At 70.7% G+C, this 17973-nt stretch carries 19 protein-coding genes; 14 read left to right on the forward strand and 5 right to left on the reverse strand.

The features are described from left to right. Window positions 1-5 precede the first annotated feature (5 nt). The 4 genes from ACTWJ8_RS02185 to ACTWJ8_RS02200 all read right to left on the reverse strand — a co-directional run bounded on the left by ACTWJ8_RS02185 (window position 6) and on the right by ACTWJ8_RS02200 (window position 4296). Entirely contained in the window at window positions 6-1205 is a 1200-nt protein-coding gene (locus ACTWJ8_RS02185) for a MalY/PatB family protein (RefSeq protein ID WP_443262591.1), read from the reverse strand. A gap of 178 nt (window positions 1206-1383) precedes the next feature. Beyond that, window positions 1384-2085 (reverse strand): GNAT family N-acetyltransferase, encoded by a 702-nt coding sequence (locus ACTWJ8_RS02190; protein ID WP_443262592.1) that lies wholly within the window; start codon window positions 2083-2085, stop codon window positions 1384-1386. A 17-nt stretch (window positions 2086-2102) separates the two neighbouring features. Continuing rightward, entirely contained in the window at window positions 2103-3191 is a 1089-nt protein-coding gene (locus ACTWJ8_RS02195) for a flavin monoamine oxidase family protein (protein ID WP_443262593.1), read from the reverse strand. A 76-nt stretch (window positions 3192-3267) separates the two neighbouring features. Next, window positions 3268-4296 (reverse strand): alcohol dehydrogenase catalytic domain-containing protein, encoded by a 1029-nt coding sequence (locus ACTWJ8_RS02200; protein WP_443262594.1) that lies wholly within the window; start codon window positions 4294-4296, stop codon window positions 3268-3270. 159 nt (window positions 4297-4455) lie between these two features. On the opposite strand from ACTWJ8_RS02200, the gene ACTWJ8_RS02205 reads away from it, so the two are divergent. The 4 genes from ACTWJ8_RS02205 to ACTWJ8_RS02220 all read left to right on the forward strand — a co-directional run bounded on the left by ACTWJ8_RS02205 (window position 4456) and on the right by ACTWJ8_RS02220 (window position 6659). Beyond that, window positions 4456-5337 carry a LysR family transcriptional regulator gene (locus ACTWJ8_RS02205; protein WP_443262595.1) on the forward strand — a complete coding sequence of 294 codons (882 nt, stop codon included), beginning with the start codon at window positions 4456-4458 and terminating at the stop codon, window positions 5335-5337. 150 nt (window positions 5338-5487) lie between these two features. Further along, window positions 5488-5769, forward strand: a complete 282-nt coding sequence (locus ACTWJ8_RS02210) for a hypothetical protein (protein ID WP_443262596.1) — start codon at window positions 5488-5490, stop codon at window positions 5767-5769. Between the two features lie 17 nt (window positions 5770-5786). Next, complete coding sequence (locus ACTWJ8_RS02215) at window positions 5787-6002, forward strand: DinB family protein (protein ID WP_443262597.1); 216 nt, start codon at window positions 5787-5789, stop codon at window positions 6000-6002. A 129-nt stretch (window positions 6003-6131) separates the two neighbouring features. Further along, window positions 6132-6659, forward strand: a complete 528-nt coding sequence (locus tag ACTWJ8_RS02220; RefSeq protein ID WP_443262598.1) for a carboxymuconolactone decarboxylase family protein — start codon at window positions 6132-6134, stop codon at window positions 6657-6659. A gap of 90 nt (window positions 6660-6749) precedes the next feature. Here the strand turns inward: ACTWJ8_RS02220 and ACTWJ8_RS02225 are convergent, their stop codons facing one another. Beyond that, entirely contained in the window at window positions 6750-8045 is a 1296-nt protein-coding gene (locus ACTWJ8_RS02225; RefSeq protein WP_443262599.1) for a CitMHS family transporter, read from the reverse strand. 283 nt (window positions 8046-8328) lie between these two features. Between ACTWJ8_RS02225 and ACTWJ8_RS02230 the strand changes: the two genes are divergently transcribed. The 10 genes from ACTWJ8_RS02230 (at window position 8329) to ACTWJ8_RS02275 (ending at window position 17956) form a co-directional block, all read left to right on the forward strand. After that, on the forward strand, window positions 8329-9045 hold the full coding sequence (locus ACTWJ8_RS02230; RefSeq protein ID WP_443262600.1) for a FadR/GntR family transcriptional regulator: 717 nt from the start codon (window positions 8329-8331) through the stop codon (window positions 9043-9045). 211 nt (window positions 9046-9256) lie between these two features. Next, window positions 9257-9925, forward strand: a complete 669-nt coding sequence (locus ACTWJ8_RS02235) for an aspartate/glutamate racemase family protein (protein WP_443262601.1) — start codon at window positions 9257-9259, stop codon at window positions 9923-9925. Next, window positions 9922-10770: a sugar phosphate isomerase/epimerase family protein gene (locus ACTWJ8_RS02240; protein ID WP_443262602.1), complete on the forward strand. Its 849-nt coding sequence runs from the start codon at window positions 9922-9924 to the stop codon at window positions 10768-10770. Before ACTWJ8_RS02235 ends, ACTWJ8_RS02240 begins: the two co-directional genes overlap by 4 nt. Window positions 10771-10818: 48 nt before the next feature. Beyond that, window positions 10819-11904: an isocitrate/isopropylmalate dehydrogenase family protein gene (locus ACTWJ8_RS02245; protein ID WP_443262603.1), complete on the forward strand. Its 1086-nt coding sequence runs from the start codon at window positions 10819-10821 to the stop codon at window positions 11902-11904. 230 nt (window positions 11905-12134) lie between these two features. Then, window positions 12135-13397, forward strand: coding sequence for a 3-oxo-tetronate kinase (otnK, locus tag ACTWJ8_RS02250; RefSeq protein WP_443262604.1), 1263 nt, complete (start codon window positions 12135-12137; stop codon window positions 13395-13397). Beyond that, complete coding sequence (gene otnC, locus ACTWJ8_RS02255; protein ID WP_443262605.1) at window positions 13397-14134, forward strand: 3-oxo-tetronate 4-phosphate decarboxylase; 738 nt, start codon at window positions 13397-13399, stop codon at window positions 14132-14134. Before otnK ends, otnC begins: the two co-directional genes overlap by 1 nt. Further along, the gene (gene rraA, locus ACTWJ8_RS02260) at window positions 14134-14625 is read left to right on the forward strand and encodes a ribonuclease E activity regulator RraA (protein ID WP_443262606.1); all 492 of its coding nucleotides are present in this window, start codon (window positions 14134-14136) and stop codon (window positions 14623-14625) included. Before otnC ends, rraA begins: the two co-directional genes overlap by 1 nt. A 42-nt stretch (window positions 14626-14667) precedes the next feature. Further along, complete coding sequence (locus tag ACTWJ8_RS02265; protein WP_443262607.1) at window positions 14668-15840, forward strand: DUF475 domain-containing protein; 1173 nt, start codon at window positions 14668-14670, stop codon at window positions 15838-15840. 255 nt (window positions 15841-16095) lie between these two features. After that, the gene (locus ACTWJ8_RS02270; protein ID WP_443262608.1) at window positions 16096-17466 is read left to right on the forward strand and encodes an NAD-dependent succinate-semialdehyde dehydrogenase; all 1371 of its coding nucleotides are present in this window, start codon (window positions 16096-16098) and stop codon (window positions 17464-17466) included. 37 nt (window positions 17467-17503) lie between these two features. Continuing rightward, on the forward strand, window positions 17504-17956 hold the full coding sequence (locus ACTWJ8_RS02275) for a cupin domain-containing protein (protein ID WP_443262609.1): 453 nt from the start codon (window positions 17504-17506) through the stop codon (window positions 17954-17956). Window positions 17957-17973: the final 17 nt, after the last annotated feature.

Raw genomic sequence — 17973 nt, forward strand, 5'->3', positions numbered from 1 at the left:
TCCGCTCAGAGTCCCGCGACGGCGGTGGTGAGGCGGTGGATGGCCTCGTCGACGGTGGAGCGGGGACAGCCGAGGTTCACCCTCATGTAGCCGTGCCCCTCCGCCCCGAACTTCTGCCCCTTGTCGAGCCACAGCCGGGCGTTGAGCAGCATGAACCGGTCGAGGGCCGCCGCGTCCAGGCCGAGGCCCCGGCAGTCCATCCAGGCCAGGTAGAGGGAGTCGGCGGGCAGCACCCGCACCTTGGAAGTGGCCCGGTTCACCGAGTCGGCGAAGTGGGCGTGGTTTTTGCGCAGGTAGCCGAGCAGCTCCTCAAGCCACGGCTCGCCGTGTGCGTAGGCGGCCTCGGCGGCCACCATGCCGAGCACATTGACCAGGGGGAAGAGATTGCGCTCGTACTGGCGCGAGAACTCCTCGCGCAGATACCGGTCGGGGATGAATACATTTGCGCTCTGCAGACCGGGCAGATTGAACGTCTTGCTGGGCGCCGTGCACGTGATGCTGTTTCGGGCGAATTCCTCACCGAGGGAAGCGAACGGAATGTGCTTCTTCGATGGATTGACGATCAGGTCCTGGTGAATCTCGTCGGATATGACGAGGACGCCGTGGCGGGCACATATCTCGCCCATCGTGCGCAGTTCGTCCTCGGACCAGACGTTCCCGGTGGGATTGTGCGGGTGGCTCAGGATGAAGATCTTGGTGTCGGGGCGGATCGCCGCCTCGAAGGTGTGGGCGTCGAACACGTAGCCGTCGTCGGTCCGCCGCAGCGGCGCGTGCGCGAGGTGACGGCCGTTGAGGCGGACGTCGTCGTGGAAATGGGCGTAGACCGGCGGCTGGATGAGGACCGAGTCACCGGGGGCCGAGAAGGCCTGGACCGCCGTCTTCAGGCTGGTGATGATGCCTGCGGTGGGCACCACCCAGGACCGGTCCACATTCCAGGCGAAGCGCCCCGCCTGCCAGCCCGTCACGGCGTCGAGGTAGCCGGCGGTAGGACCGCCGGGGTAGCCGAAGACACCGTGGTCGACCGCTTCGTGGAGCGCTTCGCGCACCACGGCGGGCGCCTTGAAGTCGGTGTCGGCGACCCACATGGGCAGCGGGTCGGCCGCGGCCTCTTCCGGTGCGAGGAATGCGTCGGCGACGGCCCATTTCATGGAGATGGACTTCTTGCGGTCGATCGTCTCGTCGAAAAGCGAGAGTTCTTCGTTCATGATTCATCCCCGGGTTGGGCGATTGTTGCGTGCGGTTTCGGCCGCGGCAAGAAAGTAGCAACGTATCGCCGCAAGATGTTCGCCACTTCGGCGGCCGAAAGCGGCCGACGGGCAAACATTCGTCACGGGGGTGTCCCGGCGCGCGAAAAGCGTGCCCCGGCTCCGGGACGGCCGGTGGTCAGGGTGTCCTGAAGCCGCGGAAGGTCACCGTCGTGCGCACGTCGAAACCGAGACGCTCGTAGAGCGCGAGGGCGGCGGTGTTCGCCTCGGTGACGTGGAGGAAGGGGTGCTCGTTCCGGTTCTCGATGCGGGAGACGAGTGCGGACACCAGCCGGGCGGCATGGCCCCGACCTCGCACCTCGGGCGCGGTGCACACGGCGCTGATCTCGGTCCACCCCGGCGGGCGCAGCCGCTCGCCCGCCATGGCCACCAGCGTGCCGCCCTGCCGGATGCCGAGATACGTGCCGAGTTCGTGGGTGCGGGGCCAGAAGGGCCCGGGGCTGGTGCGCTCGACGAGGGCGAGCATGTCGGGCACGTCGGCCGCGCCCAGCTCGACGACCCCGTCCATGCTTGTGGCATCGTGCCTGGCGCCCCGGGGGCGGACCATCTGCAATCCGTCGAGGGAGAAGACCGACTCCCAGTCGTCCGGAGGTGTCGCCGGGCCGCTGAACATGTCGGCGAGCTCCGCGGGGCCGAGCAGGGCGGCGAGGTCGGACCATGCCTCCTGGCCGGGTGCGACGGGCACCGCGGCGAAGGTTGCCACCTCGGGCTCGTAGGTGACCGCCTTGCCGAACGACCGTGCCAGGTGGGCGTGTTGGGTACGCAGCGAGGCGCCGACCGGATCGTCGAGCGGCGCGTCGTCTCCGTGGGTGTGGTGCATGGTGTGTCCTTCTGCGGTCAGGCGACGCGGGTACGGGCGGCGAGGTCGGTGGCCACGGCGCGGGCGGCTCGCTCCCCCGCGGCCAGCGCCCCCTCGATGTGGCCGGCGAACTCGGTCGCCGTCTCGGTGCCCGCCCAGTGCAGCCGGCCGTCGAGGGCGGGACGCCGATACAGGGGGTGGCCGAAGAGGGAGTGGTCGGTGAGCCGGTGCACGGTGGTCGGCGCCGTCCATTGCTCGGCGCTCCAGTTCTGTACGAGCAGGGCGCGGGGACGCAGAGCCGCTGGGCCGAAGAGGTCGGCGAGCTGGGCGGTGACCGCGTCCTCGAAGCCGTCGAGGGCGGCGGTGCGACCGTGAGCGAAGCCGAAGAGAACGGCGGGGCGACCGTCGGGGCCGGAGATGTCATGGACCTCGCGCAGCGGTCCCGTCCTGCTGAACGCGGCGCCGGCCAACCCCTCCGCACGCCAGAAGGGTGTCTCGTACTCGGCGAGGATCTTCGCCGTGGTCCCCATCCAGACCGGCGTGTGCGCGGCCAGTCGCGTCAGTTCGTCGCCGAGCGCGCCCGCGAAGTCGACACGCTCGGCGGCGAGGCCCGGTGGCACCGCGAGGACCACATGCCGCGTGCGAAGCATCGAGGCGCGTGTGTGCACCGCGAGGCCGTCCTCGCCGTCGGGGCGTACGGCCGTCACGGGCGTGCCGAGCCGGAGCGCCTCGTCGGGCAGCCGCGCCGCGAGGGTGTGGGCCAGCCGCTGCGCGCCGGGCACGAAGCGGTGCGAGGGCCCGTCGAGCAGGTTGCCGGTCAACCGCCTGACGCCGCTGGTCTCCTGCAGCATCGTGTCCCCGTCCAGGTGCTGGTCGACGAGCTCCACACCGCCGGAGCCGGCCAGTTCCCGCACCCGCTCCTCCCCGTCCCAGAACCAGCTGGCGCCCAGGTCGAGCGCCCGGTCCGGTCCGTCGGCCGAGGCAACGGAGAGCAGACGTCCGCCGACGCGGTCCCGGGCCTCCAGAACGAGGATGTCCAGACCGGCGGCGTGCAGCCCGGCGGCCGCGTGGAGTCCTGAAACACCGCCGCCGATCACGATGACGTCGCGCCTGTCCTGCTGGGCCATGAGGGGTTTGCCTTTCGTCCTGTACGTTCCTGTCCGATCCGGGCCGGCGGCCTCGCCGACGCCCGGGGGAGGTGGCTCAGTTGGAGGTGTCCGCGTCCAGGACGATACGGAACGGCGCGTTGCCGGACCGCAGGCGCTCGACGGCCTTGCCCGCCTCTTCCAGGGGCATCCGCTCGACGGTGGGGCGCACCCCGGTGGTGAGCGCGAAGCCCATGGCCTCCTCGATCTCGCGCGGACTGCCGGTGAGATGGCCGGTGACGGTGATCCCGTCGGCGACAAGGCGACCGGCGGGGATCGATACAGATCCGGCGTCCACGCCGATGAGGGTGAGCCGCCCGTGCGTACGCAGGCCGTCGAGCACCTCGTCCGCGGGCCCGGTGGAAGAGGCGGTGTAGATGACATGGTCGGCACCGCCGAGTGCCTTCAGCGCGGCCCCGGGTGCCTGGGCCTGACTGTCGATGTAGTGGTGGGCGCCGAGGGCACGCGCCTCTTGCTCGCGCCCGGCGCCGCGCGCAACGGCGACCGTCTCGTAGCCGTTGCGAGCCGCGAACTGCAGGGCGAGGTGTCCGAGGCCACCGATGCCGAACACGGCGACGCGGCCACCCGCGCGGGTTCCGGCCTTGCGCACGGCGTTGAACGTCGTCACGCCGGCGCAGCCGAACGGGGCCGCCTCGAAGAAGCCGAGGCCGTCGGGAATGCGTGCGAGCGCGTCGGCGGGCACGGTGACGGTCTGTGCCCAGCCGCCCGGATAGGCCAGGCCGGGTGTCATCCGCTCCGGGCAGTGCACGACATCGCCCGTCCGGCAGTACGCGCAGCGCCCGCAGCTGCCGCCGAACCAGCCCACGGCCACCCGGACCCCGACGGCGTATCCCTCGACGCCCGCCCCCGGCTCCGCGACGAACCCGGCGATCTCGTGCCCGGGGGTGACGGGGAAGCAAACGTTCTTCCCGGTGGCCGCGGCGGTGCCGATGTCGTTGCCGCACACTCCGCTCGCCACGACCGACACCCGCACCCACCCGGGCGCGGGCGCTTCCACCGGCGCCCGAGTGGGAAGCAGCGGCCCCCGCGGCTCGGTGACGGTCATGGTCACGGCGGTGTCCGCCATGGTGTCTCTCCATCCTGCGGTGTGCGGCACTCACGGAGCGATGTGCCCGTACGATGCCTGCATAACGTCCGGTTATGCGGAAACGGCGGCACCCCACCGTAGATACAGAACAAGGCACCCGCTAGGTCAGACCTGCGAATGTGGAGATAAGAGATGGCTATGGCCGACCGACTGAACACCGAGGGACTGCGGTACGCGCAGGCGGTCGCCGAGACGAAGTCGTTCAGCGCCGCGGCCCGGGCCTATGGTGTCACCCAGCCGGCTCTCTCCAACGGGATCGCCAAGCTGGAGGAGCGCCTGGGCGGGAAGCTGTTCGACCGGTCACCGCGGGGAGTGACACCGACGGCCTTCGGAGCCCGCGTCCTGCCGCTCGTCGGACAGGCCGTGTCCGCGCTGGACGCGGTCGTGGCGGAGGCCAAGCGGCTCACCGAACCGGACGACCAGAAGCTCCGCCTCGGCCTCTCCCCGCTGATCAGCCAGGCCCTCGTCGCCAGGGTCTTCAGTATGGTCCGCGACCTGCCGACCCCGCGCGACCTCGTGCTGCGCGAGGCCAACATGCAGGACCTCCGCGAGGATCTCGCGGGCGGACGGCTCGACATCATCCTGATTCCGGCCGTGACCGCCATGCCGCGCTTCGAGCACCGTGTCGTCGACGTCGAACCGATCGTCGCCTTGACCCCCGACACGACGGACGACACCCCCCTCGAACTGGAGGACGCGGGCGAGGCCCAGTTCATCCTCGTCCCCGACACGTGCGGCCTGACCACCTTCACAACCCAGCTGTTCCGGGCGCACGAGATGCCCCTCAACGTGTATCCCGGCGAGGCACTCGGCTACCAGGTACTGGAGGAGTGGTCGAAGCTCGGTCTGGGTTCGGCGTTGGTGCCCCGGTCCAAGCTGACCTCACCCGACTCGGCTCACCGGCCACTGGTGGACCAGGGCCGCGAGGTCCAGATCTCCTTCGAAGCGGTCTGGAACCCCAACGCGCCGCTCAGCGCGGACCTTCTGCGCCTGGCCGACGCCCTCGCCGCCACCCGGTAGGCCCGCCACAGGACAGGACAGCCATACACAACAGCTATATCCAGATTCACCAGGACCCTCTACCGACTTCTGCCGTCCCTGCCTAGCTTGAGGGAAGTGCTGCGGAAACACCGCACCACCTTCCCACCACCGATCAAGTAAGGCATAGCCATGGCTTATCTCAAGATCACGCTGCAGGTGGCTCCGGCGAACCGGGCCGCGGCCACGGGCGTGTACGAGCAGTACAAGCAGCCCTTTCTCGACACCGTCCCGGGTGCCACCAGCAAGGAGCTCCTCGTCCGCGACGAGGACGTCCAGGTGCTGCACGGCTTCACCACCGCGGCCGAGGCGGAGTCCTACCTGACCAGCGCCCTGTTCACGGACGACGTGGTCAAGGCCCTGTCCCCGCTGCTGGAGGCCGACCCCGAAGTCCGCGTCTACGACGCCACCTGAAGCCTGAGGCCGTCGTCATGCACGACCTTCACACACTGCTGCGCGAGTACGACCGCGCCCGCGCCTACACCGACGGCCTGTCGCGGGACCTCACTCCGGACGAGGTGATCTGGCGCCCGAACGAGGACTCCAGCGCCATCGGCTGGCACCTCGGCCACGCACTCCCACCGGCCCCCGCATCGGACCTGCTCGGCCGCGTCGACGGCTACCTGGTCTGCACCCCCTGCGCCTGACCCGAGGCCCTGACCACTCGGGGCCCTCACCGCATCGAGTCCCCCACCAAGGCCGTGCGGGCCGACGGGACGTACGGCCACGGCTTCATGGCCATGAACTTCTTCCACAGGAAGACCAAGGAGCAGAGCATGAGTGAAGTACGCGTCACCCCGTGGCACGAGGGCGACGTCCCGCCTCCCCCGGCCGAACTGCTCGAAGGCATGCAGGCGCGTCGCCCGAACGGCGAGCTGATCGGCATCGACCGCGTCCTGCTCAGAAGCTTTCCGCTCGCGACGGGGTGGAACGGCCTCCTGGGCCGTGTCCGCGCCGAGTTCACCCTGTCCCTGGAGTACCGCGAGCTGATCATGCTGCGGGTCGCCGTGCTGAACAAGGCCGACTTCGAGTGGGGTGTGCACTACCCGGCGTACCTGCAGGCGGGCGGCACGGAAGAGAAGTGCGAGGCCATCAAGGCGGTGAGCGTCGCCGACGGCGTGTTCAACAAGGAAGAGCGCGCCCTGATCACCCTCACCGACCAGTCCACGCGGCAGGTCACCGTCGATGCCGAAGTCATCGAGGACCTGAAGCGTCTCTTCGGAGAGGAACAGACCGTGGAGGCGGTCGCCACCGTCGCGGCCTACAACATGGTCTCCCGCTTCCTGGTGGCACTGGCCATCTGACCGGCCGCGCTCCATTCGTCCACGTGCCCGGTCGACTTCGGAGGGGAGAGGCGCGGGAGGCCGGGTCACCGGCTCCCCCGCACTGCCCGGTCACGCGATGGAGATGGCCCCCGTGACGAGCGCGAAGAGGATGTACGCGAGCGAGACCGGGATACCCCAGCGCAGGGCGAGCTTCTGGAAGTCGCCGAGGTCCGCCTTGACGAGGCCGAGCAGCACCCACAGCGGCGCCGAGGTGGGGCCCATGCTGTGCAGGATCTGGCCGATGGCGCCGGCGCGGGCGATCTCGTTGGCGTGGATGCCGTAGTGGCTCGCGGACTCGGCGAGTACGGGGACGACGCCGAACCAGTACGCGTCGTTCGACATGAAGAAGCCGAGCGGCAGGGCGAGTACGGCGGTGAAGACCGGGACGACACTGCCCCAGCCGTCAGGGACCAGGGCGAGTGCCGCGTCGGCCATGGCCTTGATCATTCCGGCGTCGGTCATGATGCCGGTGAAGATGCCGGCGGCGAGGACGAGCATCACGACGGGGACGGCATTGGCGGCCTGACGCTTGATGAGGTCCTGCTGGGCGTCGATGGTGCGCAGGTTCAGGAGCAGCGCGATGACGAAGGCGACCATGAACAGGACGACCAGGTCGGCGACTTCGAGGATGAGCAGCACCATCAGCAGGACGGTGAGGGCGGCGTTCGCCCACATCCTCCAGGTGATCTCGACCTTCGGGATGGCCTCGCCGGAGGCGACCTCCAGCTTGTAGGCGGCCAACTTCTCGGGGTCGAGCTTGCGGCGTTCGCGCAGGCCCAGCCAGTAGGCCACGGCGACGATCGTGAGGCTGGTCAGCGTCATCGGGCCGATCATGTGGACGAAGTAGTCGCTCGCGTTGAGGTGCAGGGCGCTGATGCCGCGGGTCGCTGCGCCACCCCACGGAGTGGTCCCGGAGATGGTGCCGAGCGCCATGGTGGCCAGGGCGGCGAGGATCAGCGGGTTCATACCCAGGCGCCGATAGATCGGCAGGAACGTGGAGCAGACGATCATGAAGCTCGTGGTGCCGTCCCCGTCCAGGGCGACCACGAGCGAGAGCACCGCGGTCCCCACCACGATGCGCATCGGGTCGCCCTTGGAGACCCGGATGATGAACGCCGATATCGGGTCGAAGAGCTTGGCCTCCATCATCAGGCCGAAGTAGAGGACCGCGAAGAGGAGAAGGACCGCGGTGGGGGCGACGGTCTCCAGGCCGCCCATGATCATGTCGCCGATCTTGGTGCCCTTGCCGACGATGACGGCGGCGACGATCGGCGTGATCATGATGGCGGTGAAGGCGGAGAGGTACTTGCGCATCACGAGCAGCATGAAGCTGCCCAGTGTGGCGAAGCCGAGGACGGCGAGCATCGTTGCTCCTTGGGGCGGCGCTCGGGGCGCGGCGGGTGGCAGGGTGCGGGCGCGCATCCGCGCAGGGCTGGGGGCCGGTCGCGCGGGAGGGCGGACTTGAAGCGGCGGCTCAAGATTCGCGTGGGCACGGCCAGTTGCGGCTAACCGGTTTACCGGTTGGCCGGTAGGTAACTAGACTCCTGGCTGATTAGTCAATAGCCACGTTCGATCGATGCGCCGTCGAAGCACCCTCGGGTGCCGCCCGCGGCCCGCCCCGGACCTGCCCGCCGAAACGAGGAATTTCATGGCCGAGCTCTCGAGAATCACGGTCGAGCCGAGGGAACCGCTGGCGGCCGAGGTGTCTCGGCGGCTGATCGACTACCTGATGTCCGGGGAGGTCCAGCCCGGCGATCGCATCCCCTCGGAGCGGCAGCTCACCGAGATGCTCGGAGTGAACCGGCCCACCGTGCGGGAGGCCATCAAGTCCCTCGGCTTCCTGGGTTTGCTGGAGATCCGGCAGTCCAGTGGGACGTACTTCCGCGGCACCGACTCCGACGTGCTGTACCGGCTGTTCGAGCTGGGCCTCGTCCTCGGCGAGCGCGGCGCGAAGGACATGGTGCAGGCGCGCGCCGAGCTGGAGGTCGTCGTCGCGGGGCTCGCCGCCGAGGCTCGAGACCAGGCCGGCGTCGACTTGCTGCGCGCCCGGCTCAAGGCGATGCACGAGTGCCCGGACGAGGAGTTCGCCGAGGCCGACACGGCCTTCCACGCGGCTCTCGCCGAGATGTCCGGCAATTCGGTGCTGCGGGACATGCTCAAGGGCATGCGGGCCATGATCCAGCGCGGCTGGGTCGAGCGGACCGGCGCCGTACGCACCCGGAAGATCGCATACGACGACCACGTACCGATCTTCGAGGCCGTCGAGCAGGGGGACGGACCGGCCGCCCGGGAGGCCATGAGCCGCCACATGCGCGGAGCCTCGCGACGGCTGCACGAAGCCCTGGAGCAGAACACCGGGCACTGACCGGTCCGGCCCGGCGTCACACGGCGGGGGCCTGCCGCCAGGAGAGATTTCCCGGGCGGCTTCACAACATCACTTGGTCAACCGGTTGACCGGTTATCCGGATGTGCTTAGAGTGACGCCGCGCGGTACCGAACCAAGCGGTGCCGCCGACCGGAAGAGCCGGACGAACCGGCAGAGGGGATTCCCGGTGCACCACCCACCCTTGATCGCCATGATTCACGCCGTTCCGGCGGCAGCCCGGACCGCCGAGGACGCCTTCGCCCGGGAGTTTCCCGAGGCCAGCCTCTGGAACCTGCTGGACGACCGACTCCTGCACGACGCCCGGCAGGCCGGCGGCCTCACTCCCGTCCTGCGCCGCCGCATGCTGCGCCTCATCGGGCACGCCGTCGAGGGCGGCGCCCAGGGAGTCCTGCTGTCCTGCTCCTCGTACGGCGAAGTGGTGGACACGGCCCGCACGTTGTGGAAGATCCCGGTCCTGAAGTCGGACGAGTCGATGTTCCATGCGGCGCTCACCGGTCCCTACGACCGCATCGCCGTCACCGCCTCCACTCCCCCGGCCGTCCCGGCCGCGGTCGCCCAACTCGAAGCGCTGATGGCCCGGTTGCGGCCCGGCCGCCCGGCCCGCATCGACACCGTGCTCAGCGAGACGGCCGCCACCGCGGCCACCCCGCGGGACACGGCCCGCCACCTCGCCGACGCCCTGCACACCTCGGGCGCCACCGACGCACAGGCCGTCCTGCTCGCCCAGTACTCCCTGGCCCCGGCGGGCCCGGCCCTGTCCGACCTGCTCGGCCTGCCGGTGCTCGACGGGGCAGGAGCCGCCGCACGAGAACTGCGTACCGCCCTGATGTCCCAGCTGTCCGCACAGGCCGCGCCGTGACCGGCGGACTCGACACGCTGCCCTGGCCGCTCGCGTACACCGTCTCGTCCGACGACTGCCGGACGCCGATGCCGCTCGGCTTCGACGCACCGCTCGCCGACGCCGCCCAGGAGCTGGCCGAACTCGGTTACGACGCCGTGGAGGTCCAGGTCAGGGACGTCGACGCGCGGGACGCGGAGCGGCTCGGCGCCGCGGTCGGCGCGGCCGGCCTGCGGATCGCGGCCCTGGGCACCGGCGCCGTCACCGCGCAGGACGGCCTGAGCCTGACCGATCCGGCACCCGACGTGCGCCGGCACACGCTGGGCCGGCTGCTCGGCGCGGCCCGCCTGGCCGCCGCGCTCGGCGTGCCGGTGACCCTCGGCCAGTCCCGCGGCACATTTCTGCCGGGCCTGGAGGACCTGCAACAGCACTGGGCGGAGCAGGCGGTGCGCCGTCTGGCCGCCGAGGCGGAGGCGCTGGGCACCCGGCTGCTGATCGAACCGCAGACCCGGACCAACACGTCCCTGTGGCACACGCCCAAGGAGGCCCTCGGCTTCACCGCCACGGTCGAGGCGCCCACCGGCCTCGTCCTGGACACGCACCATCTGGACGCCGAGGGTCTGGACCCGGTGACCGCCGTCACCGAGTACGCCCGGGCCACCGGCGCCGTACAGCTCGCCTCCGCCGACCGGCGTGGGCCGCTGACGGTGGGCGAGCCCCGACTGCCCGCGCTCTTCGGGGCGCTGCGCGAAACCGGCTACACGGGCTGGCTCACCCTGGAGCACACCCAGGACGGCGACAGCGCCCGTGCGGCGGCCCGCTCCTGGACCGCGCTGCGCGACGCCGCGGCGACAGCCCTGAACTGACCCCCTTCACCTACCCCCACGCACCAACCGACCGGAGGAGAACCGGACATGAGCACCACCTACCGCCTCGGCGTCCTCGAGGGCGACGGCATCGGTCCCGAGATCGTCCCGTCGTCCGTGGAGATCGCCACCGCCGCGGCCGCCGCCGCGGGCACTTCGATCGACTGGGTGACGCTGCCGCTCGGCGCGTCCGCGATCGAGACGCACTCCGCCCCCGTGCCGGACGAGACGAAGTCCGCGCTGGCCGACCTCGACGGCTGGTACCTCGGCCCGCACGACTCGGTGTCCTACCCCGAGCCGTACAAGTCGCAGCTCAACCCGTCGGGCACGCTGCGCAAGCACTTCCAGCTGTTCGCCAACATCCGCCCCGCCAAGTCGTTCCCGGGCGCCAAGGCCGTCTGCGACAACGCCGACCTGGTGATCGTCCGCGAGAACACCGAGGGCTTCTACGCCGACCGCAACACGTTCGCGGGCACCGGTGAGTTCATGCCCACCCCGGACACGGCGATCATGCTGGGCATCATCACCCGCGAGGCCACCGAGCGCGTCGCCCGCGTCGCCTTCGAGCTGGCCCGCTCGCGCCGCAAGAAGCTCACGATCGTGCACAAGGCCAACGTCCTGAAGCTCACGACCGGCCTGTTCCGCACGGTCTGCCAGGAAGTCGCCAAGGAGTACCCGGACGTCGCCGTCGACGACTTCCACATCGACGCCATGACCGTTCACCTGGTGCGCCGCGCCGCCGACTTCGACGTGATCGTCACCGAGAACATGTTCGGCGACATCCTCTCCGACCTCGCCGGCGAGATCTCCGGTTCGCTCGGCACCGCCCCGTCGATCAACGCCTCCGCCGACCGCGCCATGGCGCAGGCCTCGCACGGCTCCGCCCCCGACATCGCGGGCCAGAATCTCGCCAACCCGGTCGCGATGATCCTCTCCGGCGCGATGCTCTTCGAGTGGCTGTCCGCGCGTCACGAGGACCCGGCGCTCGCCAAGGTCGCGAAGATCATCGAGGCGGGTGTCGCCCAGGCCATCGCCGAGGGCACCTCGACCCGTGACCTCGGCGGCTCGGCGTCCACCACCGAGTTCACCGCCGCGGTCATCAAGGCGATCGAGGCGGGCGCCGGCCAGAACTGACGTCCTTCCTCGTCCGTGGTCGGGGAAGGGAGCCGGACCTGGGCGACGGGCAGGTCCGGACCCCTTTCCTCGACCACGGACGAGCGCGGGAGGGGGCCTCTCTTCCGGGAGGCCCCCTCCCGGAAGGCGGGCCATGCCGCCCTTCCCGACCGCGGGACGGGCACCCTCACTGCCCTGACCGGTGCCCGTCCCGCTTCCCTCTCCCTCCGCACGCCACAGGAGACACACCCATGACCCTGCGCATCGGCTGCATAGCCGACGACTTCACCGGCGGCACCGATGTCGCGGCCGCCTTCCGGCGCGCGGGCCTGCGCACCGCCCTGGTCTTCGGCGTGCCCGACGCCGACACTTCGCTGCCCGCCGACTGCGACGCCGCGGTGATCGCCCTCAAGTCCCGCTCCACGCCCGCCGACGAGGCCGTCGCCGAATCGCTCGCCGCCCAGAAGTGGCTGTGGTCCAAGGGCGCGGCGCAGGTCTACTTCAAGTACTGCTCGACCTTCGACTCGACGCCCGACGGCAACATCGGCCCGGTCACGGACGCGCTGCTCGACGCCGCGGGCGCGCCGCTCACCCTGGCCTGCCCGGCCTCCCCGCCCAACGGACGCACCGTCTACCAGGGCCATCTGTTCGTCCACGACCAGCTGCTGTCGGACTCGCCGCTGCGCCACCACCCGCTCAACCCGATGACGGACTCGTCGCTGCCCCGGCTGCTCGCCGCGCAGACCCCGCACCGCGTCGGCCTGGTCCCGCTGACCACGGTCCGCGCCGGGGTCGACGCCGTGCGCGAGGCACTGGTCGCCCATGAGCGCGACGGCGTACGGCATGTGGTGGCGGACGCGCTGACCGACGAGGACCTCGCGGTGCTCGGCGCCGCCGCGCTCGAACTTCCCGTCGTCACCGGCGCGGCGGGCCTCGCCGAGGGCCTCGGCCACGCCTACCCGGCCTCGGGCCCGGCGGTCGCCGAACCGCTGCCGACCGGGGGCCGCTCCGCCGTCCTGGCCGGCAGCTGCTCGGCCCGCACCCTGGAGCAGATCGCCGAGTTCTACGCCGCCGGGCTGCCCTCGCTGCACCTGGACGTGCTCGCGGCGGCCGCCGGCCGGGACATCGTCACCGAGGCCCTCGCCTGGTACGACACCCAGGACGCCGACCGGCCCGTCCTCGTCTACGCCTCCGCATCGCCCGACGAACTCGCCGCGGTCCAGCGGCAGTTGGGGGTGGCCGAGGCCGCCGCCCAGGTGGAGGAACTGCTCGGGGCGCTCGCCGCCCGGCTCGTCGAGCGGGGCGTGCGCCGACTCCTCGTCGCGGGCGGCGAGACCTCCGGCGCCGTCACCACCGCCCTGGACATCCGTACGGTCCTGGTCGCCGACGAGGCCGACCCCGGCGTCCCGTGGACCCGCACCACGACGCCCCACGGTGACCTCGCCCTGATGCTCAAGTCGGGCAACTTCGGCGCCCCGGACCTGTTCGTCCGCGCCCTGAAGGAGACTTCCTGATGCCCGCGAACGCCAACGAGACGTCCCCGTACAGCGACGAGGCGGCGGCCCGCGCTCTGATCGTGCGCACGGCCCGCTCCCTGTTCATGCGCGGACTCACCCACGGCTCGACCGGAAATCTGTCGGTCCGGCTCGCCGACGGCAGCCTGCTGCTCACCCCGACCGGCTCCAGCCTGGGCGAGCTCAACGCGGACGACCTGTCGCGCACCGACGTGCACGCCCGCCACCTCGACGGACCGCGGCCGACCAAGGAAGCCTTTCTGCACGCCGCGTTCTACCGCGCCAGGCCCACCGCCCACGCCGTGGTCCACACCCACTCCACGCACGCGGCGGCGGTCTCCTGCCTTGCCGACGTCGACCCCGAGCAGGCGCTTCCGCCGCTGACCGCGTACTACGCCATGCGCATCGGGACGCTGCCACTGCTGCCGTACCACGCACCGGGCGACGACCGGCTGGAACCGCTCGCGGAGGAAACGGCCCGCACCCGCCACGCGGTCCTGCTCGCCAACCACGGCCCGGTCGTCGCGGGCGCCACCCTCGAACAGGCCGCCGACGCCACCGAGGAACTGGAGGAGACCGCCCGGCTCCACCTCCTCCTGAGAGGGCACCGCACCCGCCCTCTCACCCCCGAACAGGCTGCCGCGCTCGCACCGAATCCTCTTGACGACCGGAAGAGGACGAGCGCGGCGGCCCTCACAGCACCCGCCCCCGACGCCCCCGTCGCCCAGGACACGTGATGAACCAGCCCCACACGCCGATCCCCACCGCCGACCTCGTCGACCAGTACGGCACCGAACTGCGTGTCTGCGACGTCCAGTTCCGCCAGTACGGCGGCCGGCACACCTTCGCGGGGCCGGTCCGCACCGTCTCCTGCCACGAGGACAACGGCCTGCTGCGCGAGCTGCTGCGCACCCCCGGCGAGGGGCACGTCCTCGTCGTCGACGGCGGCGGGTCCCTGCGCACCGCGCTCAGCGGCGACCTCATCGCCACCGCCGCCCAGGACAACGGCTGGGCGGGGCTCGTCCTGCACGGCGCCGTCCGCGACAGCACGGTGCTCGCCGGACTCGACCTCGGCATCAAGGCGTTGGGCACCACCCCGCGCAAGAGCGCCAAGGACGGTGTCGGCGAGGTCGACGTGCCCGTCACCATCGGCGGCGTCACCTTCGCTCCGGGAGACGTGCTGCACGCCGACGACGACGGCATCGCCCTCCTGCCGCGCACCGCCTGAGACCTCGGCCCGCCCCGGCCACACCCGACCAAGGGACAGTCAGTGGTTCTGAAAACCTTCGGCTGGTCGTTCGCGATCACCGTCCTCGGCCTGATCGCGGCGGCCTTCTACGGCGGCTGGCAGGCGTTCGGGGTCGTCGCGATCCTCGCCGTCCTCGAAATCTCGCTCTCGTTCGACAACGCGGTGGTCAACGCCGGAATCCTGAAGAAGATGAATGCCTTCTGGCAGAAGATCTTCCTCACGATCGGCGTCCTGATCGCCGTCTTCGGCATGCGCCTCGTCTTCCCCGTCGTGATCGTCGCGATCAGCGCCCAGTTGGGGCCGGTCGAGGCGGTCGACCTGGCGTTCAACCAACCGGACCGCTACCAGCAGCTGGTCACGGACGCGCACCCGTCCATCGCCGCCTTCGGCGGCATGTTCCTGCTGATGATCTTCCTCGACTTCATCTTCGAGGAGCGCGACATCCAGTGGCTGCGCTGGATCGAGCGCCCGCTGGCCAAGCTGGGCAACGTCGACATGCTGTCGGTCTGCATCGCCCTGATCGTGCTGCTCGTCGCCTCCGTGACCGTCGCGCTCGACGCGCACCAGCATGGCGGCGCACACGTCGACAAGCAGGCCACCGTCCTCATCGCAGGCGTCGCCGGTCTCGTCACGTATCTCGTCGTGAACGGCCTGTCCGGCTTCTTCGAGAACCGGCTCGAAGAAGAGGAGGAGCGCGAGCAGGAGGAAGAGGAGCGGGCCGCCCGCGAAGGGAAGCCGGCCTCGGCCGTACTGATGGCCGGCAAGGCCGCGTTCTTCATGTTCCTCTACCTGGAGGTCCTGGACGCGTCGTTCTCCTTCGACGGCGTCATCGGCGCCTTCGCCATCACCAACGACATCGTGATGATGGCTCTCGGCCTCGGCATCGGCGCCATGTACGTGCGCTCACTCACCGTCTACCTGGTCCGCCAGGGCACCCTGGACGACTACGTGTACCTGGAGCACGGCGCGCACTACGCGATCGGCGCACTCGCCGTGATCCTCCTGGTCACCATCCAGTACGAGATCAACGAGGTCATCACCGGCCTCATCGGCGTCGTCCTGATCGCCTGGTCCTTCCTGTCCTCGGTGCGGCGCAACAAGCGGTTGGCCGGCGCCAAGGACGGCGGCACCATCAACGGCCGTGCCGAGCCGCAGGGTTCTGCACCCGAATCCGTTTCGCCGCACTCGCACTGAGGGTTCGGACGGCGGCACCCCGAAAACCTCTTGGCACAACACCCTTCCAAAAAACCATGCGGCGTGCTTAATCTGTCTCCGGCAGCGGCATGCCGTCCTCGAACGCGCGCCGCACTCGCCACCGCCTCCGCGCACACGGCGCCCTGGACGCCCCGCCACCCTCGACCGTGGCATCGGCCGCCCCCTTCCGACACCACCGCCTTCGCCCAAGCCGCCTGGCGCCGCACCATCGCAGACATCGGAGAAGCTCCCCTGATGATCACCTCCCGCAACCCGGCCACCGACGCCGAACTCGCCCACTACGACGTGCAGTCCGCCGACGAGGTCGACGCGATCCTCACCGGCGCCGCCACCGCGCAGGCCGCCTGGCGCCGCAACACAGTCGCCGAACGCACCCCGCTGTTGCGGGAGATGGCCCGTGTCCTGCGCGAAGGCCAGGACACCTACGCGGCCCTCATCACCGCCGAGGTGGGCAAGCCCGTCACCGAGGCCCGCGCCGAGATCGAGAAGTGCGCGCTCACCTGCGAGTACTACGCCGACCACGCGCCGCAGCAGCTCGCCGACCGGCCGCTGGCCTCCAACGCCACCGAGAGCGGCGTCGTGTACGACCCGCTGGGCGTGGTCCTCGCGGTGATGCCGTGGAACTACCCGTTCTGGCAGTTCTTCCGGTTCGCCGCGCTCGCCCTGGCTGCCGGCAACGGCGCGCTGCTCAAGCACGCCAACAACGTGCCGCAGTGCGCCCTCGCCGTCGAGGAGATCGTCCGCAAGGCCGGCGCCCCCGAGGGCCTGTGCCGCACGCTGCTCATCGACGTCGACCAGGTGGCGGGCATCATCGCGGACGACCGGGTCGCCGCCGTGACGCTGACCGGCTCCACCGAGGTCGGCGCCATCGTCGCCTCGCAGGCCGCCGCGGTACTGAAGAAGCAGGTCCTCGAACTCGGCGGCTCCGACCCGTTCGTCGTCCTCGCCGACGCCGACGTCCCGGCCGCCGCGGCCACCGCCGTCAAGGCCCGCTATGTCAACGTCGGCCAGTCCTGCGTGAACGCCAAGCGATTCATCGTGGAGGACGCGGTCGCCGACGAGTTCGTGGCGGCATTCGTGGCCACCGCCGCTCAGTTGAAGGTCGGCGACCCCACCGACCCGGAAACCGCCATCGGCCCGATGGCCCGCGCCAACCTGCGTGCCACGCTGCACGACCAGGTCGAGCGCTCCGTCGCCGCGGGTGCCGAGCTGAAGCTGGGCGGCACGGTCCCCGAGGGGCCCGGCTGCTACTACCCGCCGACCGTCCTCGACCGCGTCGTTCCCGGCATGGCCGCCTTCGACGAGGAGACCTTCGGCCCCGTCGCCGCGATCACCCGCGCCGCCGACGCCGACGAGGCCATCGCCCTGGCCAACCGCACCGAGTACGGCCTGGGCGCCGCCCTGTGGACCTCCGACCTGGACCGGGCGCGTCGCCTCACCCGGGCCCTGGACGCGGGCGCCGTCTTTGTCAACGGCATGGTCGCCTCCGACCCGCGCCTGCCGTTCGGCGGCATCAAGCGCTCCGGCTACGGCCGGGAGCTCGGCGCCGAGGGCATCCGCGAGTTCACCAACACCAAGACGGTCTGGATCGGCCCGGCGGTCTGACGCACCCCATTCCTGTTCGCACCACGGAGATCACCCCATGAGCACCACGGAAACCGGCAACAGCCCCTGCTGCGGCGCCTTCCCGCCCGTCGTCCTGCGCCCGGCGGAGCTGCCCGCCTTCACGCGCGGCGGCGGCGCCCGCACCATCCCGCTGGTCACGCAGGCGGTCGGCGCCGAGGTCTTCCTCACCGGCCAGACCCTCTTCGAGGGCGGGGCGGGCATCCCGCTGCACACCCACAACTGTCCCGAGAGCGTGACCATCCTGGAGGGCAACGCGGTCGTCGAGATCGACGGCGTCGAGCACGAGGTCACCACCTTCGACACGACGTACGTGGCCGCGAACACTCCGCACCGCTTCCGCAACGCGTCCGCCACCGAGCCGATGCGCATCCTGTGGATCTACGCCTCCGTCGACGCGACCCGCACCCTCGTCGAGACGGGGGTCACCGCCCGCGTGGACGCCGAGCACAACAAGGCCAAGCAGCAGTAGCGAAAGCGAGGAATCCG

The organism is Streptomyces sp. SDT5-1 (assembly GCF_052245995.1).
GTDB lineage: Bacteria > Actinomycetota > Actinomycetes > Streptomycetales > Streptomycetaceae > Streptomyces.

Coding starts and splice junctions, on each gene's coding strand:
- ACTWJ8_RS02235 (WP_443262601.1), top strand. CDS start 9,257: ATGATTCACGCCGTTCCGGCGGCAGCCCGGACCGCCGAGGACGCCTTC.
- ACTWJ8_RS02225 (WP_443262599.1), bottom strand. CDS start 8,045: ATGCTCGCCGTCCTCGGCTTCGCCACACTGGGCAGCTTCATGCTGCTC.
- ACTWJ8_RS02210 (WP_443262596.1), top strand. CDS start 5,488: ATGGCTTATCTCAAGATCACGCTGCAGGTGGCTCCGGCGAACCGGGCC.
- otnK (WP_443262604.1), top strand. CDS start 12,135: ATGACCCTGCGCATCGGCTGCATAGCCGACGACTTCACCGGCGGCACC.
- ACTWJ8_RS02245 (WP_443262603.1), top strand. CDS start 10,819: ATGAGCACCACCTACCGCCTCGGCGTCCTCGAGGGCGACGGCATCGGT.
- ACTWJ8_RS02200 (WP_443262594.1), bottom strand. CDS start 4,296: ATGGCGGACACCGCCGTGACCATGACCGTCACCGAGCCGCGGGGGCCG.
- ACTWJ8_RS02205 (WP_443262595.1), top strand. CDS start 4,456: ATGGCCGACCGACTGAACACCGAGGGACTGCGGTACGCGCAGGCGGTC.
- ACTWJ8_RS02185 (WP_443262591.1), bottom strand. CDS start 1,205: ATGAACGAAGAACTCTCGCTTTTCGACGAGACGATCGACCGCAAGAAG.
- ACTWJ8_RS02215 (WP_443262597.1), top strand. CDS start 5,787: ATGCACGACCTTCACACACTGCTGCGCGAGTACGACCGCGCCCGCGCC.
- ACTWJ8_RS02190 (WP_443262592.1), bottom strand. CDS start 2,085: ATGCACCACACCCACGGAGACGACGCGCCGCTCGACGATCCGGTCGGC.
- ACTWJ8_RS02230 (WP_443262600.1), top strand. CDS start 8,329: ATGGCCGAGCTCTCGAGAATCACGGTCGAGCCGAGGGAACCGCTGGCG.
- otnC (WP_443262605.1), top strand. CDS start 13,397: ATGCCCGCGAACGCCAACGAGACGTCCCCGTACAGCGACGAGGCGGCG.
- ACTWJ8_RS02220 (WP_443262598.1), top strand. CDS start 6,132: ATGAGTGAAGTACGCGTCACCCCGTGGCACGAGGGCGACGTCCCGCCT.
- ACTWJ8_RS02275 (WP_443262609.1), top strand. CDS start 17,504: ATGAGCACCACGGAAACCGGCAACAGCCCCTGCTGCGGCGCCTTCCCG.
- rraA (WP_443262606.1), top strand. CDS start 14,134: ATGAACCAGCCCCACACGCCGATCCCCACCGCCGACCTCGTCGACCAG.
- ACTWJ8_RS02195 (WP_443262593.1), bottom strand. CDS start 3,191: ATGGCCCAGCAGGACAGGCGCGACGTCATCGTGATCGGCGGCGGTGTT.
- ACTWJ8_RS02270 (WP_443262608.1), top strand. CDS start 16,096: ATGATCACCTCCCGCAACCCGGCCACCGACGCCGAACTCGCCCACTAC.